This window comes from Paraburkholderia sp. RL17-383-BIF-A (genome assembly GCF_046028015.1).
Taxonomy (GTDB): Bacteria; Pseudomonadota; Gammaproteobacteria; order Burkholderiales; family Burkholderiaceae; genus Paraburkholderia.
Window position 1 is genome coordinate 31951 of sequence record NZ_JARESR010000040.1, and the last position, 18026, is coordinate 49976.

12 protein-coding genes are annotated in these 18026 nt (G+C 64.4%); 8 read left to right on the plus strand and 4 right to left on the minus strand.

Annotation, left to right across the window (positions count from 1 at the left end; translation table 11 throughout):
• Positions 1–38: 38 nt before the first annotated feature.
• Together P0D71_RS31435 and P0D71_RS31440 are read right to left on the minus strand one after the other, a co-directional pair.
• Positions 39–791, minus strand: coding sequence for an IclR family transcriptional regulator (locus P0D71_RS31435; protein WP_408300212.1), 753 nt, complete (start codon positions 789–791; stop codon positions 39–41).
• Between the two features lie 130 nt (positions 792–921).
• The gene (locus P0D71_RS31440; protein ID WP_408300113.1) at positions 922–1758 is read right to left on the minus strand and encodes an IclR family transcriptional regulator; all 837 of its coding nucleotides are present in this window, start codon (positions 1756–1758) and stop codon (positions 922–924) included.
• Positions 1759–1963: 205 nt separating this feature from the next.
• On the opposite strand from P0D71_RS31440, the gene P0D71_RS31445 reads away from it, so the two are divergent.
• Complete coding sequence (locus P0D71_RS31445; protein WP_408300111.1) at positions 1964–3619, plus strand: GMC family oxidoreductase; 1656 nt, start codon at positions 1964–1966, stop codon at positions 3617–3619.
• A 171-nt stretch (positions 3620–3790) separates the two neighbouring features.
• The gene (locus P0D71_RS31450) at positions 3791–5101 is read left to right on the plus strand and encodes an MFS transporter (RefSeq protein WP_091806976.1); all 1311 of its coding nucleotides are present in this window, start codon (positions 3791–3793) and stop codon (positions 5099–5101) included.
• Between the two features lie 11 nt (positions 5102–5112).
• Here the strand turns inward: P0D71_RS31450 and P0D71_RS31455 are convergent, their stop codons facing one another.
• Entirely contained in the window at positions 5113–5877 is a 765-nt protein-coding gene (locus P0D71_RS31455; RefSeq protein ID WP_091806977.1) for an IclR family transcriptional regulator, read from the minus strand.
• Between the two features lie 204 nt (positions 5878–6081).
• Between P0D71_RS31455 and sauS the strand changes: the two genes are divergently transcribed.
• The 3 genes from sauS (at position 6082) to P0D71_RS31470 (ending at position 10741) form a co-directional block, all read left to right on the plus strand.
• A complete protein-coding gene (gene sauS / locus P0D71_RS31460) occupies positions 6082–7527 on the plus strand; it encodes an acylating sulfoacetaldehyde dehydrogenase (RefSeq protein ID WP_408483457.1) in 1446 nt (481 codons plus the stop codon).
• Positions 7524–9185, plus strand: a complete 1662-nt coding sequence (locus P0D71_RS31465) for an AMP-binding protein (RefSeq protein ID WP_408483458.1) — start codon at positions 7524–7526, stop codon at positions 9183–9185. The genes sauS and P0D71_RS31465 overlap by 4 nt, the downstream gene beginning before the upstream one ends.
• A 173-nt stretch (positions 9186–9358) precedes the next feature.
• Positions 9359–10741, plus strand: coding sequence for an MFS transporter (locus tag P0D71_RS31470; protein ID WP_408483459.1), 1383 nt, complete (start codon positions 9359–9361; stop codon positions 10739–10741).
• A 47-nt stretch (positions 10742–10788) separates the two neighbouring features.
• Here the strand turns inward: P0D71_RS31470 and P0D71_RS31475 are convergent, their stop codons facing one another.
• Positions 10789–11706 (minus strand): NAD(P)-dependent oxidoreductase, encoded by a 918-nt coding sequence (locus tag P0D71_RS31475; protein WP_091806981.1) that lies wholly within the window; start codon positions 11704–11706, stop codon positions 10789–10791.
• Between the two features lie 161 nt (positions 11707–11867).
• Here P0D71_RS31475 and P0D71_RS31480 point away from each other — a divergent pair, with 161 nt between their 5' ends.
• The 3 genes from P0D71_RS31480 to P0D71_RS31490 all read left to right on the plus strand — a co-directional run bounded on the left by P0D71_RS31480 (position 11868) and on the right by P0D71_RS31490 (position 18016).
• Positions 11868–13199 (plus strand): TolC family protein, encoded by a 1332-nt coding sequence (locus P0D71_RS31480; RefSeq protein ID WP_408483460.1) that lies wholly within the window; start codon positions 11868–11870, stop codon positions 13197–13199.
• 10 nt (positions 13200–13209) lie between these two features.
• Positions 13210–14685 (plus strand): efflux RND transporter periplasmic adaptor subunit, encoded by a 1476-nt coding sequence (locus P0D71_RS31485; protein WP_408483461.1) that lies wholly within the window; start codon positions 13210–13212, stop codon positions 14683–14685.
• A 79-nt stretch (positions 14686–14764) separates the two neighbouring features.
• Positions 14765–18016: an efflux RND transporter permease subunit gene (locus P0D71_RS31490; protein ID WP_408483462.1), complete on the plus strand. Its 3252-nt coding sequence runs from the start codon at positions 14765–14767 to the stop codon at positions 18014–18016.
• Positions 18017–18026: the final 10 nt, after the last annotated feature.

Genomic DNA, 18026 nt, shown 5'->3' on the forward strand with positions numbered 1-18026 from the left:
ATACCCGGCAGCGGGTATGGCGCAGAAAGGGGCGCGTGTCAGAAGGTGGACGCGAGTTCCCGAGCGGCTTCCTGAAGACGCGGCACGAATTCGAGCGCGCGCGACAGCGGCGCGCGCGAGACCGGCGCATGCACGGCGACCGCCGCGATACAGGTGCCGTTCTCATCGACAACCGGCGCCGCCACGCATACGATGCCGGCCAGAAACTCCTCGTTATCGATCGCAATGCGCTTGTGCGCGGTCCGGTCGAGTTCTGCCTCGAGCAGTTCCGGATCGGTGATGGTGTTCTGCGTGAAGCGTTCGAGTTTCAGTGCGCGCACGAGCGCCGAGCGCTGTTCGCGCGGCAGCATGGCCAGCAGCAGTTTGCCGCTCGCACTGCAATACGCGGGGACGTGCGAGCCGGGTTTGAGATCGAGGCGCAAGGGCCACGGCGCTTCCATCCGGTCGAGATACAGCACCTCGGTTTCATGCAGCATGGTGAGGTTGCAGGTCTCGCCGAGATCGGCCACCAGACGCGCGAGAATCGCGTGACGCAGGCGCCGCGCGCCGGAATGCATCACCACGCCCAACGCGAGCTGCGCGAGCCGCGGCCCGATTACATAGGCGTTTTTCTGGCCGGGCTCGCGGATCACGAGACCGCCGGCTTCCAGCGAAGCGAGCATGCGATGCAGCGACGCCTTGGGCAGCGCGACGTCCTGCGCAATATCGGCGAGCGATACCGGGCCGTCCGAGTTGACGAGGTGTTCGAGCAGCGCAAACGCGCGCAGCGTCGGAGTATCCGCTTTGGTCATGCCTGCCGTTCCGGAAAATGGATCGGCGTCATTGTACAACTCCGCTTTGGGCCGCCCGGCCTTCACGCCGCCGGGCCGGACGGCTGCGGCGGAGTCCTGCGGATCGAATGGATCGCTCATGGGGAAAGCCTCAGCGCTCATGGTGCGCATGCTCCGCAGAAGGCCCTGCGGATAAGAGTGGGGCGAGCTTCAGCGCCGCGTCCTTGAGTCGGGGCACGGTCTTCAGCAGGTCGTTCAGACTCGCGCGCGCGGTCGGCGCGTGAATCGCCAGCGAAGCGAGCACGTGCCCGTCGGTGGTATCTCGCACCGGCACCGCGACCGCCACCATGCCGCGCACCAGTTCCTCGTTGTCGATGCCGATACCGCGCACGGCGAGGCGGTCGAGTTCCGCCTCCAGCAGATTCAATTCCGTCAGCGTGCCTTGCGTTCGTCGCTCCAGCGTCAGCCGCGCGAGCACGAGGCGGCGTTCGGCCGGCGGCATCTGTGAGAGGAACAGTTTGCCGCTGGCGGTGCAGTGCAACGGCACCCGCGTGCCGGGCTGCAAATGCAGCCGCAGCGGTTCAGTGGTCTCCACGCGCTCCAGATAGAGCACGGTGTCGCGATCGAGCGCGGTGAGGTTGCAGGTTTCGCCGAGCGCGTCCACCAGCGAGCGCAGCAGCGAACGGCAGGCCCGCCCAAACGTGTTGTTGGACAGCGTGGTGAGCGCGAGTTGCGCCGCTTTCGGCCCCAGCGTGATGCCGCGATCCGTGCCGCGCGAGTCGGGCAGATGCGTGACGTAGCCCTGAGCTTCGAGTGATTCGATCAGCCGCATCAGCGTCGCTTTGGGAATGTGCAGGCGCAGCGAGAGTTGCGATAGCGAAAACGGCTGCCCCGCGGCCGCGAGTTGTTCGAGCACGGCCAAGGCGCGCAAAGCCCGTGAGTCCTCGGCCACGGATTCGCTGCGCGGCGACGGGCAGTGTGCTTGCATACGCTTCCTTGCTCCCGATCAGTAACTGTCCAGCGTCCGCGTGCGCTGCGCACGCCGGTCGGCAATTTCTAAAAGTGAAACAAAAACAGCTGTTTCTGTTTCACATGCGCCGATATTAGCGGGAATCTCTTGAACAGGAAACCGGCTGAACATAAATTTCAACGAAACATACCGGTTTTTATAAAACATGCAGGAGACACTTCACATGGCAGACCGATTCGACTTTGTGGTCGTCGGCGCGGGATCGGCGGGTTGCGTGCTGGCCAACCGGCTTTCCGAAGGCGGCCGCTACTCGGTGTGTCTACTCGAAGCCGGCCCCGCCGATCGCTTCATGTGGATTCATATCCCTATCGGTTATGGCAAGACGATGTTTCACCCGGTCTACAACTGGGGCTTCTATACCGATCCCGATCCGAACATGCACAACCGCCGGCTCTACTGGCCGCGCGGCCGCACGCTGGGCGGCAGCAGTTCCATCAATGGTCTGATCTATGTGCGCGGGCAGAAGGACGATTACGATCACTGGGCCAGGCTCGGCAATCGCGGCTGGAGTTGGAAAGACTGCCTGCCGTATTTCAGGCGGCTGGAACACAACGAATTGGGCGAAGGCCCGACGCGCGGTGTGGACGGCCCGCTGTGGGCCTCGACGATCAAGCAGCGGCACGAACTGGTCGACGCGTTTATCGCGGCCTCGAATTCGTTAGGCGTGGCAACCATCGACGACTTCAATACGGGCGATCAGGAAGGCGTCGGCTACTATCAGCTGACTACCCGCCGCGGCTTCAGGTGCTCGACCGCCGTGGCTTATCTGAAGCCCGCGCGGCAGCGCAAGAACCTGCGTGTGGAAACCGACGCGATGGCGTCGAAGATTCTGTTCGAGGGAACCCGCGCCTGTGGCGTGCAGTATCGGCAACACGGCGAGTTGCGGGAAGTGCGCGCCAGTCGCGAAGTCATCCTGACCGCGGGGGCGCTCCAGTCTCCGCAATTGCTGCAACTGTCCGGCGTGGGACCGGCCGCGCTGCTGCGCGAGTTCGGCATTCCTGTGGTCGCCAATCGCGCGGGCGTCGGCGAGAACCTGCAGGACCATCTGCAAATCCGCCTGATCTATGAAGTGACGAAACCGATCACGACCAACGATCTACTGCGGTCGTGGACGGGGCGCGCCAGGATGGGGCTGCAATGGGCGCTGATGCGCGGCGGTCCGCTCGCGGTCGGCATCAACCAGGGTGGCATGTTCTGCCGGGCATTGCCGGAGGAATCGGCGACACCGGACATTCAGTTCCATTTCTCGACCTTGTCGGCTGATTCCGCCGGCGGCAATGTTCACGACTTTCCTGGCTGCACTTACTCGATCTGCCAGTTGCGCCCCGAATCGCGCGGCGTGGTGCGCATTCGCAGCGCGGATCCGCGCGAAGCGCCGTCCATCCAGCCGAACTATCTGGACACCGATCTGGACCGGCGCACGACGATCGCCGGCGTGCGTTTCGCGCGCCGCGTCGCGGCCGCGGAGCCGATGGCGTCGCTGATGAAACGCGAGGTGCGGCCGGGCGCGCACGCGCAGACCGACGATGAACTGCTGGACTTCTGCCGCGAGTACGGACAGACAATTTTCCATCCATCTGGTACAGCAAAGATGGGCACGGCCGGCGATCCGCTCGCGGTGGTCGACGAGCGCCTGCGCGTGTACGGCACGCAGGGGCTGCGCGTGGTCGATTGCTCGATCATGCCGACGCTCGTATCGGGCAATACGAATGTGCCGATCGTGATGGTGGCCGAAAAAGCGTCGGACATGATTCTGCATGACGCAAGCGGCGTTGATCGTGGTGTGGCGACGACGCCGGCGGCGAAAGTGGCCGCATAGCAGGTGCAACACGACGGCGGGCATGGTCCGCCGCAATACGCAGCCGCGAGCCGTCCGGTGAATGGGCGCTTTGCGGTCTGCACATAAACCGCCCCGGAGGAGACAACTGGGGTTATTGGCCGGCCGCCTGTCGACACAGGCGGGACGGCCCTCCATTGAGGAGCTGCTGCTATGGCAATCGATCCCCGTGCTATCCGCCGCGTTGCGTTCGCCAGCGTGATCGGAGCGACCGTCGAATGGTATGACTTTTTTCTTTACGGCGTTGTCGCCGGCATCGTTTTCAATAAGCTCTATTTTCCGGCTAACGATCCGCTGGTGTCGACGCTGCTTGCGTATTCGACGTTTGCGGTGGGATTCGTAACGCGGCCACTCGGCGGCGTGATATTCGGCCATTTCGGCGACCGCATCGGTCGCAAGTCGGCGCTGATCCTGACACTCATCATCATGGGCATCTCGACGGCAGGCGTCGCGTTCGTGCCGACCTACGCGCAGATCGGCATCTGGGCGCCGATCCTGCTGTTGTCGCTGCGCGTGCTGCAAGGCATCGGGCTCGGCGGCGAATGGGGCGGCGCGGTCTTGATGGCGTATGAATATGCCCCTCCGGCACAGCGCGGGTTATATGCGAGTCTGCCGCAGATCGGTTTGTCGATCGGGTTATGCCTTGCATCGGGAATGGTGGCGAGCCTCTCGCGTTTGCTGCCCGAAGCGGCGTTCCTGTCGTGGGGCTGGCGGATCGCGTTCGGCGCGTCGCTCGGTCTGGTTCTGATCGGCCTTTATATTCGCGCCAAGGTGATGGAAACGCCCGAATTCATCGCGCTCAAACGCAATCGGCGCGAAGCGAAGATTCCGTTCGTCGACATGATGACGCGCTATCGCGGTTCCGTGATGCTCGGCATGGGCGCGCGTTATATCGACGGCGTGTTCTTCAATATCTTCGCCGTCTTTTCGATCGGCTACCTCACGCAACATGTCTCGATGAGCCGCACCGACGCGTTGCTCGGCGTAATGATCGCGGCCGGCGTGATGTGCTTTTTCATCCCGCTGTTCGGCAGCATGTCCGACAAGCTCGGCCGTACGCGCGTTTATTTCTGGGGTTCGCTGATTTGCGGCTTATCGGTGTTTCCGGCTTTCTGGCTTATCGAAATGCAGCCGGCCAACACGCTGTTGATCTGGGCTGCGATCGTGGTGCCGTTCGGCATCTTCTACGCGATGGTGTACGGTCCGGAGGCGGCATTGTTTGCCGAACTATTCGACGCCGAAGTTCGCTATACGGGTATCTCGTTCGTGTATCAGTTCTCGGGCATTTTCGCGAGTGGGCTCACCCCGATCATTGCGACGATCCTGATGCGGCTGAACGGCGGCAAGCCTTGGACAGTGTGCGCGTATGTGCTGTTCTCGGCCTTGATATCAGCGCTTTCGGTGCGTGCGATCGAAAGAAAGCGGGCGGGCTCCTTCGACGCGGTCGTCCATGCAAGGTCATAACCCGCGCGGCGTCATTCCCGAAACGTCTTCGCGGTCTCTTCCGCCGCGTAGCGCAGATCGGGCACGAAGGCGAGCAGGTCGTCGAGCGTGACTCTTCCCACCGGCGCCTGCACGGCAATTGCCGCGCAGGCGCGATTGCGATCCAGCATCACGGGCACGGCAATCGCGATCAGCCCTTGCAGATGTTCCTGATTGTTGATTGCAAGCAGCCGGCGCCGGGTGGTGCTCAGTTCCTTGCGCAACGCGTCGCGATCGGTAATCGTTCGCTCGGAATAGCCGCGCAGCGGCAGCGTTTCAATGACGCGCTCGCGTCGGTCCTTCGGCAGAAAGCTGAGCAACAGCTTGCCGCTCGCCGAGCAATGCAGCGGCACATGTGAGCCCGGCTGCAGGTGCATGCGCAGCGGCCACTCGGTTTCGACGCGATCCACGTAGACGACATCGTTGCCGGAGAGCATGGTCAGATTGCAGGTCTCGCCGATTTTCGCCACCAGTTGTTCGAGCAGCACGTGGCGGGCGGCCGCCGGTCCCGCATGCATCAACACGTTGACGGCGAGCATGCGCACGCGCGGCGAACATTCGTAAAGACGGTCGCCCGCGCCACGCGTGACGAGCCACGCATCCATCAGTTGCACGAGGATCCGGTGGACGGTCTGCTTGGGCAGGCCGAGCGCGTTGACGAGCTCCGTCATCGAAAGCGGGCCGCCCGCTTCGGCAAGCGTTTCGAGAACGCGAAACGCGCGCACCGCAGCTGCATTCGACTGGTTTGACGTCGACATTCCACTTCCTCGTCCGCGTGTTCACAGGGTTGATTTTGCATCGACTTCATTGTTTTTCGGGACTATGGAAAGTACCGAATTTTGCGTTTTCCGATGCGGGCAAACGCACTGCAATGGATAGCTCGAAAAACGGGACTTCGCCCAAAGCACCGCTGGCTAGATTGATAGCACTGCAATCAATCTATTCACGCGGAGCGAACCCATATGAACGTCAGAGCCACAGGAGTCGAAATCGCGGGGCACCATGCGGACGGCGAAGCCGAGCGCATCGTTGCAGCGCTCGTTGCGAGGGCACGCGCGGCGCAGCGCGCTTTCGAGAATGCGGGGCAACAGGTGCTCGACACCGCCGCCGCAGCCGCCGCATGGGCCATCATGGAGCCGGCGCGCAACCGGCAACTGGCGCAATGCGCCGTAGACGATACGGGTCTCGGCAATGCCGACGACAAATTCCGCAAGAACTATCGCAAAACGCTGGGCCTGCTGCGCGATCTGCACGCACAGAAGACCACGGGCGTGATTGCCGAGGACAAGGAAAACGGTATCGTCGAAATCGCGCGAGCCGTCGGCGTGGTGGCGGCGATCACGCCCTCGACCAATCCGGCGGCGACGCCCGCCAACAAGATCATCAACGCGCTCAAATGCGGCAATGCAGTAATCGTCGCGCCGTCGCCCAAAGGTTACTCGTCCTGCGCGCTGCTGGTTGGGTTCATTCATGCGCAATTCGCCAAAGCGGGTATCGACGCCGACCTCGTGCAGATGCTGCCCACGCCGATCAGCAAGGCTGCGACGGCCGCGCTGATGCGGCAGTGCGATCTGGTCGTGGCGACCGGCTCGCAGGCGAACGTGCGTATGGCGTATGCAAGCGGGACGCCTGCGTTCGGCGTAGGCGCGGGCAACGTCGCTTCGATCGTGACCGCGTCCGCCGATCTGCATGATGCGGCGCGCAAGATTCTGCGCTCGAAAACGTTCGACAACGCAACGAGCTGTTCGTCGGAAAACAGCATCGTGATCGAAGACGCAATCTATGCACCGATGCTCGCCGAACTCGCCGCGTGCGGCGGCGTGCTCCTCGACGCTGCCGGGAAGGCCCGTTTGCAAGCGGTGATGTGGGTCAACGGCAAGCTCTCGGAACAATGCACGGCGAAGTCCGCGGAGGTGATTGCGCGCGTAGCGGGCCTCGACGAAGTGGCGGCGCGCCACCCCAAATTTCTGATGGTGGAAGAAAGCGGCGCGGGCAGCGACTATCCGTTCTCCGGCGAAAAACTCTCGCCGGTTCTTGCGGTGTATCGTGCCGCCGGCTTCGATGCGGCGGCGGATGTGGTGCGCGGCATCTACACGTATATGGGAGCCGGTCACTCGGTCGGACTGCATTCGAGCGATGCGGCGCAAGCGGTTCAGCTTGGGCTCACATTGCCCGTGGCGCGCGTGATCGTGAATCAGGCGCATTGCCTCGCCACGGGCGGCAACTTCGATAACGGCTTGCCGTTTTCGCTGTCGATGGGCTGCGGCACGTGGGGGCGCAATAACTTCTCCGGCAATCTGGGCTTTCGCCACTATCTGAACACCACGCGGGTCGCCTATCCGATCGAAGAGCGCGTGCCGGAAACGGACGAATTGCTCGGTGACTTCTTCGCGAGGTACGGCCGATGAACACGCCCGCCACGATTCGCGCGCTGATCGACGAGCGCGCCGCGCAGCATCCGGACAAACCATTCCTGCTGGCCGCACTCGACGACGATGAACCAGCGGTCCCCGACCGGCGCGCGACTGTGCTGACCTTTCGCGAATTGCGCGACGACTGCCGCGTGCTGGAGGCACGCTTCAGTGAAGCCGGGCTGCGGCCGGGCGACGTCATTTCCGTGTTCATGGGCAACGGCATCCAGACCGCCCGTCTTTTGCTCGCGGCCATGTACAGCGGGCTCGTCGCGAATCCGCTCAATCTGCTGTGCCAGCCATCGCAGGTGCGCTATATCGTCGACCACTCCGATACGCGGATGATCTTCGCCGGACGCGACACGCACGCGGTAATCGATACGGCCGTCGCCGAGTTGCGCACCGCCGGGCTGACCCGCGAGATCGCGTTGATCGAGACCGACCCGGTGCAAGCCGAGCCGCCTTCTCTCGGCAGGCGCGAGCCCGCTCTGGCTGAAACGGGCGCGCCTATGGCGGCCAGGTCCGTTACAGCCGCGCTGGCACCCGCGTCCGCGACGCGCGGTCCACAATGCGCGCCGGACAGCGCGTCGGCGCATGAACCGGCCGCTGACGACGTCGCGTTGCTGATGTACACCTCGGGCACCACGGGCACGCCCAAAGGCGTTCTGCTGACGCATCGCAACCTGGTTGCCAATGCCCGCAACATCAGCGTCGAACACCGCCTGAGCTCCGACGATCGCGTGCTTGCATCGTTGCCGCTTTATCACATTAACGGACTTGTCGTGACCTTGCTCGCGCCACTGTTCCATGGCGGTTCGGCAGTCATGACATCGCGCTTCTCCGCGCGGACGTTCTGGCGCGATGTCGCGCTTCATGCCTGCACATGGATCAACGTGGTGCCGACCATCGTCGCCTATCTGCTCAATGCCGACGAAGCGTGCACCTACGATCTGTCGGCGCTGAAGTTTTGCCGCAGCGCGTCGGCGGCTTTGCCCGCCGATCATCATCGCGCGTTCGAAGCGCGCTTCGGGATCGGCGTGATCGAAACCATGGGTATGACGGAAACCGCCGCACCGGTTTTTAGCAATCCGTATGAAATGGGCCGGCGGCGTATCGGGAGCATCGGTCTGCCTTCGGGTGGCGAGGCGCGGGTGATCGACCGGGCAGGGCGTGAGTGCGCCGCCAACGAATGCGGCGAACTGGTGTTGCGCGGCGAGCAGGTGATGGGCGGCTATTACAAGCGGCCCGAAGAGACGGCGGCGGCATTTACCGCGGATGGCTGGCTGCGCACCGGCGACCTCGGTTATCGCGATGCGGACGGTTATTTCTACATCAACGGCCGCGCCAAGGAACTGATCATCAAGGGCGGCGAGAACATCGCGCCGCGCGAAATCGACGAAGCGTTGTTGCGGCATCCCGATGTGCTGGATGCCGCGGCGGTCGGCGTGCCCGATCCGGCCTACGGTCAGGAGATCGTCGCCTTCGTGGTGCCGCGTCTGAGCGACGGACGGGCCGCACCTGATCCGGCGGACCTGCGCGAACACTGCGTGCGCGAGCTGGGTCGCTACAAGACGCCGAAGGAGTTCCGTTTCGTCGACGAACTGCCGCGCGGCCCTTCGGGCAAGGTGCAGCGCCTCAAGCTGGTGCCCACTTGACGGCGCGCCGCCGGTCGGCGGCGGCAAGCGCGGGCCGGGTCACGGCACCGGGCGCAACGCGGTAGATCGTATGGCCGGCAAGGCCGCGGTCGTTACACATAAAAGAGACAGCCAACCTTTGCATGGGATCAGGGTAAGCGCCCACGCGCCAGCTCTGGTCGACAGGAGACAGCATGGAAACCCGTATCCGGCGTGTCAAGACACGCCATATCATCCTGGCGGTCATGTGCCTGATGTATTTCATCTCGTACATCGATCGCGTGAACATTGCCGTGGCCGGTCCGTTGATCCGTCACGAGATGGGCCTCACGACCGTTCAGCTCGGCCTGGTGTTCTCGGCCTTCGCCTATCCGTATGCGGCGATGCAGATTATCGGCGGCTGGCTCGCCGACAAGTTCGGTCCGAAACTGGTGCTCACGGTGCTTTCGTTGATCTGGGGCGTGGCCACGCTGGCTACGGGCTTCGCGGGCAGCGTCACGATGCTGGTCCTGATGCGCTTCGCGCTCGGTGTCGGCGAAGGCGGCGCGTTTCCTACCGCGACGCGCGCCTTTACTTACTGGATGCCGGTCGCCGAGCGTGGCTTCGCGCAGGGCATTACCCACAGCTTCGCGCGTCTGGGCGGCGCGGTCACGCCGCCGCTCGTACTGGCCGTGGTGGCCACGGGTGGCTGGCGCGACGCGTTCATTCTGCTCGGCATCGCGAGCCTCGCGTGGACCGTACTTTATCTCTTCGTATTCACTAACTCGCCGGAGCAGAACCGGCGCATCACGCCCGAGGAAACCGCGGAAATCGGCTACCGCGCCGGCGATTGCGACCGCGCGAAGCACGCGGCTACACCGTGGCGCAAACTGGTGCGCCGGATGTGGCTCGTCACCTTTGTCGACTTCTGCTATGGCTGGCTGCTGTGGGTCTATCTGACCTGGTTGCCGTCCTATCTGCGCGAGTCGCGCGGATTCGATCTCAAGCAACTGGCGCTTTTCACCGCGCTGCCGCTGCTCGCGGGGGTGGTCGGCGACACGCTCGGCGGCGTGGTGTCGGACAAGCTCTACAAGATGACCGGCCGTTTGCGCTTCGCTCGCTGTGCGGTGCTGGTGGTGGGCATGGGCGGCTCGCTGGTGTTTCTGCTGCCGATGGTCTCCGCCACTGATCCGCTCACAGCCGTGTGGTTCCTGTCGGCTTCGTTCTTCTTCCTTGAAATCACCAACCCCGTGCTGTGGACTTTGCCGCTCGACATTGCCGGCAAGTATGCGGGCACGGCCGGCGGCATGATGAACACGGGCTTCGGCGTGGCAGGGATGGTGTCGCCCGTGGTATTCGGCTATCTGATCGAGAAGACCGGCAGCTACAACGTGCCGTTCAATATCTCTGCCGGCCTGCTAGCGGTCGGTATCGTGGCGGCGCTATTCATCGACACCGGCAAGACCGTCGAGGCCGACGAGGAGCGCGAGCGCGCCGCCGGCGGAGAACTCGGCGGCATGGCGTCGTTCCTGCCGGCGGGGGCGGCGGTGCGGCTGGAGCGCCATCACTTGCGCCGGCCGTTGCGGTGGCGCAAGTGAAGCAGGCAACAGAAGCAAGGCGGCGGCTAGAGGCGCGCCGGCCCGGATCATCTGGCCGGCTTGAGCGCGCGCAAGCGCCAGATCAGGCTCGACGTGTCGAAGCGGTTGCCGCCGAGCGATTGCACGTCCGCATAGAACTGGTCGACGAGCGCCGTCACCGGCAGCGACGCACCGTTGCGCTTCGCTTCGTCGAGACAGAAGCCGAGGTCCTTGCGCATCCAGTCGACGGCAAAGCCGTAGTCGAACTTGCCGTCGATCATGGTCTTGCCGCGATTGTCCATCTGCCAGCTGGCCGCCGCGCCCTTGCCGATCACCTGCAGCACGAGCGGCATGTCGAGGCCCGCGAGCTGGCCGAAGTTGATCGCTTCGGAGAGCCCCTGAACCATGCCGGCGATGCAGATCTGATTGACCATTTTCGCCAGTTGCCCGGCGCCGACGGCACCAATCAGCGTGACGGCCGCCGCGTAGTGCGCGAGCACCGGCGAGGCCTGCTCGAAGATGGCCGGCTCGCCGCCGCACATGATCGTCAGCTTGCCGTTCTGCGCGCCGGACTGACCGCCGGATACAGGCGCGTCGATGAAGTGCAGACCTTTCCGGCCCGCGATTTCAGCCAGTTCGCGCGCGACGTTCGCGGACGCTGTCGTGTGATCGACGAACGCGGACCCTGAGGCCATGCCGGCAAACGCGCCGTCGTCTCCGAGCGTGACGCTGCGCAGATCGTCGTCGTTGCCGACGCACGCGAGCACCAGTTCGGCGCCGTCCGCGGCTTCCCGCGGGGTGCCGGCCGCGCGGCCCCCGTACTCGGACACCCATTGTTGAGCTTTCGACGCGGTCCTGTTGTACACGGTCACGTCGAGGCCCGCTTTCGCGAGATGGCCGGCCATGGGGTAGCCCATCACGCCGAGACCGAGAAACGCGACACGGCGAACGGTGGATGGGGCGGGCTGTGCGATGGGTTGATTCATTGGGGCTCCATAAGCTGGGCTGGGTTGGGGAGGGTGGGGTAATTATCAGGGTGCGGCCGTCCGGGCAGCCCCGAAGATGACAAAAATCTCATTTTTCCACCATGTTGGCACTGCGGCAGCGCCGTAGCATCGGTCGCACCTGGTCAACGGTTCACCTACCTATGCTCACGCGTCACCTTGCTGCCGTTCTTGCGCTTGCTGCGGTGAGCACGGCTCACGGAGAGCCGGCAAGTCCCCTTGCGCCGCTCACTCCAACTGCGCCGTCGACTGCCCAGGCCGCGGCGCGCGAGAGCCTCGCCTTGCCGCTCGACGAGGCGCTTGGCATCGCGGCCGGGAACAACCCGTTGCTTCGCGGCGCACGCGCCGACGCGGATGCGTCGAGCGGGACGTTCATGCAGGCGGGCGCCCGGCCCAATCCACAGATCTCGCTGCTGCAGGAGGGGTTCGGCGGCACCGATCGCACTTCGACGGCGCTGCTCAACCAGACCGTCGAACTCGGCGGCAAGCGTCAGGCGCGCCTCGACGTCGCGTCCTATGGGCGCGAAGTGGCGCTGGCATCGCTCGACGCGCGCGGCGCGGCCCTGCGCGCGGACGTCATCGCCGCGTTTTACGGACTGCTCGCGGCTCAACGTCAGCTGCGGGTCGCGCAGGAGTCCGCCGAAATCGCGGCGCGCTCGGCGGAACTGGCAGAAAAACGCGCGCGGGCCGGCAAGGTGTCGCCGGTGGAGGCGACGAAGGCGCGGGTCGCCGCGACCGGCGTGCAGATCGAACAGGCCAACGCCGCCACGCGGCTGACGATCGCAGCGGAGAAGCTCGCGAACGTGACGGGCAGCCCGCTCGTGCGAGGACGCCCGGTGAGCGGCGACATAGAAAGCGTGCCGGCGATCGGGGCGCTTTCGCAACTCCTGCCTCACCTGTCCGACGCGCCGCTTGCGCGCGCCGCAAAGGCGGAGACGCTGCGGGCCAACGCCGCGATTTCCGTGGAGCGCGCAAAGCGCATCCCCGATGTCACGTTCAGCGTGGGCATGAAGCGCGTCGTCACGGGCGGCGTTCCCGGCAACCAGGCGGTGGTCGGCGTGTCGATTCCGCTTCCGATTTTCGACACCAACAAAGGCGCGCTGCTCGAATCGGTTCACAAAGCCGGGAAGGCGAGCGCCGATTTCGACAGCGAAACTGCCCGCTTGCAGCTGGAGCTGACGCAGGCCTACGCCAACTACGAGAGATCGAATCTGGAAGCACGGCGCCTGAAAACCGACGTGCTGCCAGCCGCCCGTGAGGCGCTCGACGCAATGTCGCGCGGCTACGAACTCGGCAAGTTCGCCTTTCTGGATGTGCTGGACGCGCAGCGCACGTTGTTCCAGGGCCAGTCGCAATACGTGCAGGCACTGGCCGACGCGCACTTTGCCTACGCCGACATCGGCCGGATTGTCGGCGTGCCGCTCGCCGACGTCTCCTCGCGCAACACCGCGGACCCATCGCCACGCTTACCGTGAAGGACTTGTCATGCCGCGCAGAAAACTCATCATCGCCGTTGTGGCGACCCTCGGCAGTGTGAGCATCGCGCTCGCCGCTTTCACGTTGACGCGTGAGTCGTCGAATGCTGAAGGCGCTTCGGGGGTCGTGCACACTTCAGCGGCAGCGCAGGCTTCGCCCGGCCGGAACGGAGGCACGGTTCTCGGCGACGGCGCACTGTCCGTCGAAATCGTGCTCTCCGAGAAGCCCGGGGACGCGCGCCTCGTCGTCTATCCTCTTGTCGACGGCCAGCCGGCGGACAAGGGCGTCGCCGTGTCGGGCTCCATCACTCGCTACGACGGCTCGAAGCTGCCACTCCCGTTCGTGCCGGCAGGCCAGAAGTGGACCTCCGCCGAACCGATCGGCAAGCCTCACGTATTCGACGCAACCATCGACCTGAAGTGGCGCGGGCAATCCGCGTCGTTCGTTTTTTCCCAGGCCGATGGCGCGATCGCGCTCAGTGCGGCGCAAATCGAGGCGGCCCAGATTCGCCTCGGCGAAGTCGGTCCTGCCCAGATTCTCACGACATTCCAGCTGCCCGGCGAAATCCGCTTCAACGAGGATCGCACCGCCCACGTCGTGCCGCGTGTGGCGGGCATCGTGGAACGGGTGGGTGTGTCGACCGGCGAGCAAGTCGTGCGAGGGCAAGTTCTGGCGGTCATTGCCAGCACCGATCTTGCCGATCGCAGAAGTGAACTGCTCAGCGCGGAGCGCCGGCTCGCCGCGGCGAGAACTTCGTACGCACGCGAAAAGACCTTGTGGCAAGAGCGCATCTCGGCCGAGCAGGACTATCTGCAGGCGCAGGTGCAATTGCGCGAAGCCGAGATCGCCACGCAGAACGCCCGCGCGAAACTCGCCGCGCTGAATGCGCCGGCGTCGGCGGACGCATTGAATCGCTACGAGTTGCGCGCGCCGTTTGCCGGCACCGTGGTCGAAAAGCATGCGACGCCCGGCGAAGCGATCGCGGCGGACGCCAGGCTCTTCGTTCTGTCCGACCTCTCCTCCGTGTGGGCCGAGATGGCGGTGCCGGCCCAGCGTTTGAACGATGTGCGCGTCGGTCGCGACGCCACCGTCAGCGCCACCGCATTCGAGTCGACATCCAGCGGTCCGGTGGCCTATGTCGGCGCGCTGCTCGGCGAGCAAACCCGTACCGCGCCGGCGCGCGTGGTACTGCCCAATCCCGACGGAGCGTGGCGGCCGGGCATGTTCGTCAATGTGTCGGTGGACGCCGGCCGGCAAAGCGTGCCGCTCGCCGTGGCGGCCGATGCGTTGCAAGACATCGACGGCTCGCCCGCCGTCTTCGTGCAATCGCGTGGTGGCTTCGTCGCTCAGACCGTTCAGACCGGACGCCGCGACGACAAGGTCGTCGAAGTCGTGAGCGGACTTCGGCCGGGCCAAAAGTACGCCGCTTCGAACAGTTTCGTCCTCAAGGCTGAACTCGGAAAAGGCAGTGTCGAGGGACATTGACGCCCTGACGCCATGAAGCGCCTCGCACCTGCCGCGGGCAGGCCGCGCTCCCGTCACCCGGTTCCAAAGGACCATCTCCATGTTCGAGAGACTGATTCGCTTCGCCATCGCGCACCGTTGGTTAGTCATGCTGGCCATTGCCGCTGTTGCGGCGGTCGGCGTGTACAGCTATCAGAAGTTGCCTATCGACGCCGTGCCCGACATTACCAATGTTCAGGTTCAGATCAATACCTCCGCGCCGGGTTATTCGCCGCTCGAAGCGGAGCAACGCATTACGTACCCGGTGGAGACCGCGATGGCCGGTCTTCCCAATCTGGCGCAGACGCGTTCCATCTCGCGCTACGGGCTGTCGCAGGTCACGGTGATCTTCGAGGACGGCACCGACATTTACTTCGCACGTCAGCTCGTCAACGAAAGGATTCAGGAAGCCAAAGACAAGCTGCCGCCCGGCGCCACGCCGGCAATGGGTCCGACGTCCACGGGTCTCGGCGAGATCTACCTGTGGACAGTCGAGGCTGACGCGTCGGCCGTCAAGCCTGACGGGACCCGTTACACGCCCGCGGACCTGCGCGAGCTTCAGGACTGGGTCATCAAGCCACAACTGCGCAATGTGCCGGGTGTCACCGAGGTGAATTCCATCGGCGGTTTCGTGAAGGAGTTCCGGGTCGCGCCGAATCCCGCCAAGCTCATGTCCTATGGCTTGACGCTGGCGGACGTGGTGCGCTCGCTCGAACGCAACAACGACAACGTCGGCGCCGGTTACATCGAAAAACGCGGCGAACAGTATCTCGTGCGGGTGCCCGGCCAGGCGCGCTCGGTGGACGACATTTCCAATGTCGTGCTGACCAACGTGGGCGGCGTGCCGGTTCGCATCAAGGATGTCGGACAGGTGGATATCGGCCGTGAATTGCGGACGGGCGCCGCGACCTCGAACGGCGAAGAGGTCGTGCTCGGCACCGTATTCATGCTGATGGGAGAAAACAGCCGCACCGTTTCGAAGGCCGTCGCGAGCCGGATGGACGACGTGAATCGCACACTGCCCGCGGGTGTGCGCGCGATTCCGGTGTACGACCGCACCGTTCTCGTTGAGAAGGCGGTGCAGACGGTGAAGAAGAACCTGCTCGAAGGCGCGGTGCTCGTGATCGCCGTGCTGTTTCTTTTCCTCGGCAACCTGCGCGCCGCGCTGATTACAGCGCTCGTCATTCCGCTTTCCATGCTGATCACGTTCACCGGCATGGTCAACGCGAAGGTGAGTGCCAACCTCATGAGTCTGGGCGCGCTCGACTTCGGCATCATCGTCGACGGCGCGGTGGTGATCGTGGAAAACTGCGTCAGGCGGCTCGCGCATGCGCAGAAGCTCGCCGGCCGGCCGCTGACCCGCGAGGAGCGTTTCGCCGAAGTGTTCGGCGCGTCGCAGGAAGCGAGGCGCGCGTTGATATTCGGTCAACTGATCATCATGGTGGTCTACTTGCCGATCTTCGCGCTCAAAGGCGTCGAGGCGAAAATGTTTCACCCCATGGCGATCACCGTCGTGATGGCGCTGGCCGCCGCGATGGTGTTGACAGTCACCTTCATTCCTGCTGCTATTGCACTGTTTATCGGCAAACGCGTCGAAGAAAAGGAAAACCGCTTGATGGGCTGGGCGAGGCGGCTCTACGAACCGCTGCTCGCCGCCTTCATGACGCGTCCAAAACGGGTGTTTGTCGGCGCGGTGGTGATCGTCACGTTGAGTATCGGGCTGGCGGTGCGCCTTGGCAGCGAGTTCGTCCCGAGTCTGAACGAGGGCGACCTCGCCGTCGCCGCGCTGCGCATTCCGGGCACGAGTCTCTCCCAGTCGGTCAGCATGCAAAAGGCCATTGAGAAGACGTTGAAGCAACGGTTTGCGGAAATCGAACGCGTGTTTGCCCGCACGGGCACGGCCGAAATCGCAGCGGACCCGATGCCGCCCAACCTGTCGGACGGCTACATCATGCTCAAGCCGACGGACCAGTGGCCCGATCCGAACAAGCCGCGCGAGAAGCTGGTGGAGGAGATCGAAGCGGTGCTCGCAGAGCTGCCAGGGAATGCGTATGAATTCTCTCAACCCATTCAGCTTCGCTTTAACGAATTGATCTCGGGGGTGCGCAGCGACGTGGCGGTGAAGCTCTTTGGCGACGACATGGCGGTGCTCAACGGCACGGGCGAGCAGATCGCGGCGGCATTGCAAAAAGTGCCGGGCGCCGCCGAAGTCAAGGTGGAGCAAACCACAGGCTTGCCGGTTCTGACCATCAACGTCGAGCGCGACAAATTGGCGCGCTATGGCGTCACGGTCGGCGACATTCAGGACACGGTCGCGGCGGCGGTGGGCGGCAAGAAGGCCGGCACGCTGTTCCAGGGCGACCGGCGCTTCGATATCGTGGTGCGGTTGCCGGACGAGCTGCGTTCGGACATCGAGGCGATCAAGCGGCTGCCGATTGCGTTGCCGTCTGCGTTGCCGTCTGCGTTCCCGTTTGCGCCGTCGTCCGTGTCGGCGGCAGGCGGTGGCGTGCCCGTCGTCCAGGCGCCGTACGTGCCGCTCGCCGAACTGGCCACGGTCGAGCTCGCGCCGGGTCCGAACCAGATCAGCCGGGAAGACGGCAAGCGGCGCGTCGTGGTGAGCGCGAATGTGCGGGGCCGCGATGTCGGCTCGTTCGTGGCGGATGCGCGCGAGCAGATACGGCAGGACGTGCAGGTGCCGGCGGGCTACTGGTTGTCGTGGGGCGGACAGTTCGAGCAGTTGCAAAGTGCGAGCGAGCGCCTGAAGCTGGTCGTGCCGCTGTCGCTCTTCATGGTGTTTGTCCTGCTCTTCATCATGTTTAATAATGTTAAGGATGGCTTGCTGGTCTTCACCGGTATTCCATTTGCATTGAGTGGCGGCGTGCTGTCGCTCTGGTTGAGGGACATTCCGCTTTCCATTACCGCAGCGGTCGGGTTCATTGCGCTCTCGGGCGTCGCGGTGCTGAACGGGCTCGTCATGATTGCCTTCATCAGAAATCTGCGGGAGCAAGGCGTGGAGCTGGACGCGGCGGTTCGTGAGGGCGCCGTGACGCGTCTGCGGCCCGTCTTGATGACGGCGCTCGTCGCCTCGCTCGGGTTCTTGCCCATGGCCTTCGCAACCGGCACGGGTTCGGAAGTGCAGCGCCCTCTGGCAACGGTGGTGATTGGCGGCATCCTGTCGTCCACGGCGCTGACACTGCTGGTTTTGCCCGTGCTGTACCGAACCGCTCACGCGTCGTCGTGGCGCGCCGTTGCCGTGAGCCGGCTGGCGCAAGCCGCGCCGGGGCGGATACTGCGCCGGCTTGGCTTTTTCTAGAGGGGGTTCG

What these genes read in the sequence shown, in the direction of transcription:
- P0D71_RS31490 (WP_408483462.1), top strand. Translation starts at nt 14,765, where the DNA reads ATGTTCGAGAGACTGATTCGCTTCGCCATCGCGCACCGTTGGTTAGTC.
- P0D71_RS31445 (WP_408300111.1), top strand. Translation starts at nt 1,964, where the DNA reads ATGGCAGACCGATTCGACTTTGTGGTCGTCGGCGCGGGATCGGCGGGT.
- P0D71_RS31470 (WP_408483459.1), top strand. Translation starts at nt 9,359, where the DNA reads ATGGAAACCCGTATCCGGCGTGTCAAGACACGCCATATCATCCTGGCG.
- P0D71_RS31455 (WP_091806977.1), bottom strand. Translation starts at nt 5,877, where the DNA reads ATGTCGACGTCAAACCAGTCGAATGCAGCTGCGGTGCGCGCGTTTCGC.
- sauS (WP_408483457.1), top strand. Translation starts at nt 6,082, where the DNA reads ATGAACGTCAGAGCCACAGGAGTCGAAATCGCGGGGCACCATGCGGAC.
- P0D71_RS31480 (WP_408483460.1), top strand. Translation starts at nt 11,868, where the DNA reads ATGCTCACGCGTCACCTTGCTGCCGTTCTTGCGCTTGCTGCGGTGAGC.
- P0D71_RS31485 (WP_408483461.1), top strand. Translation starts at nt 13,210, where the DNA reads ATGCCGCGCAGAAAACTCATCATCGCCGTTGTGGCGACCCTCGGCAGT.
- P0D71_RS31440 (WP_408300113.1), bottom strand. Translation starts at nt 1,758, where the DNA reads ATGCAAGCACACTGCCCGTCGCCGCGCAGCGAATCCGTGGCCGAGGAC.
- P0D71_RS31475 (WP_091806981.1), bottom strand. Translation starts at nt 11,706, where the DNA reads ATGAATCAACCCATCGCACAGCCCGCCCCATCCACCGTTCGCCGTGTC.
- P0D71_RS31435 (WP_408300212.1), bottom strand. Translation starts at nt 791, where the DNA reads ATGACCAAAGCGGATACTCCGACGCTGCGCGCGTTTGCGCTGCTCGAA.
- P0D71_RS31465 (WP_408483458.1), top strand. Translation starts at nt 7,524, where the DNA reads ATGAACACGCCCGCCACGATTCGCGCGCTGATCGACGAGCGCGCCGCG.
- P0D71_RS31450 (WP_091806976.1), top strand. Translation starts at nt 3,791, where the DNA reads ATGGCAATCGATCCCCGTGCTATCCGCCGCGTTGCGTTCGCCAGCGTG.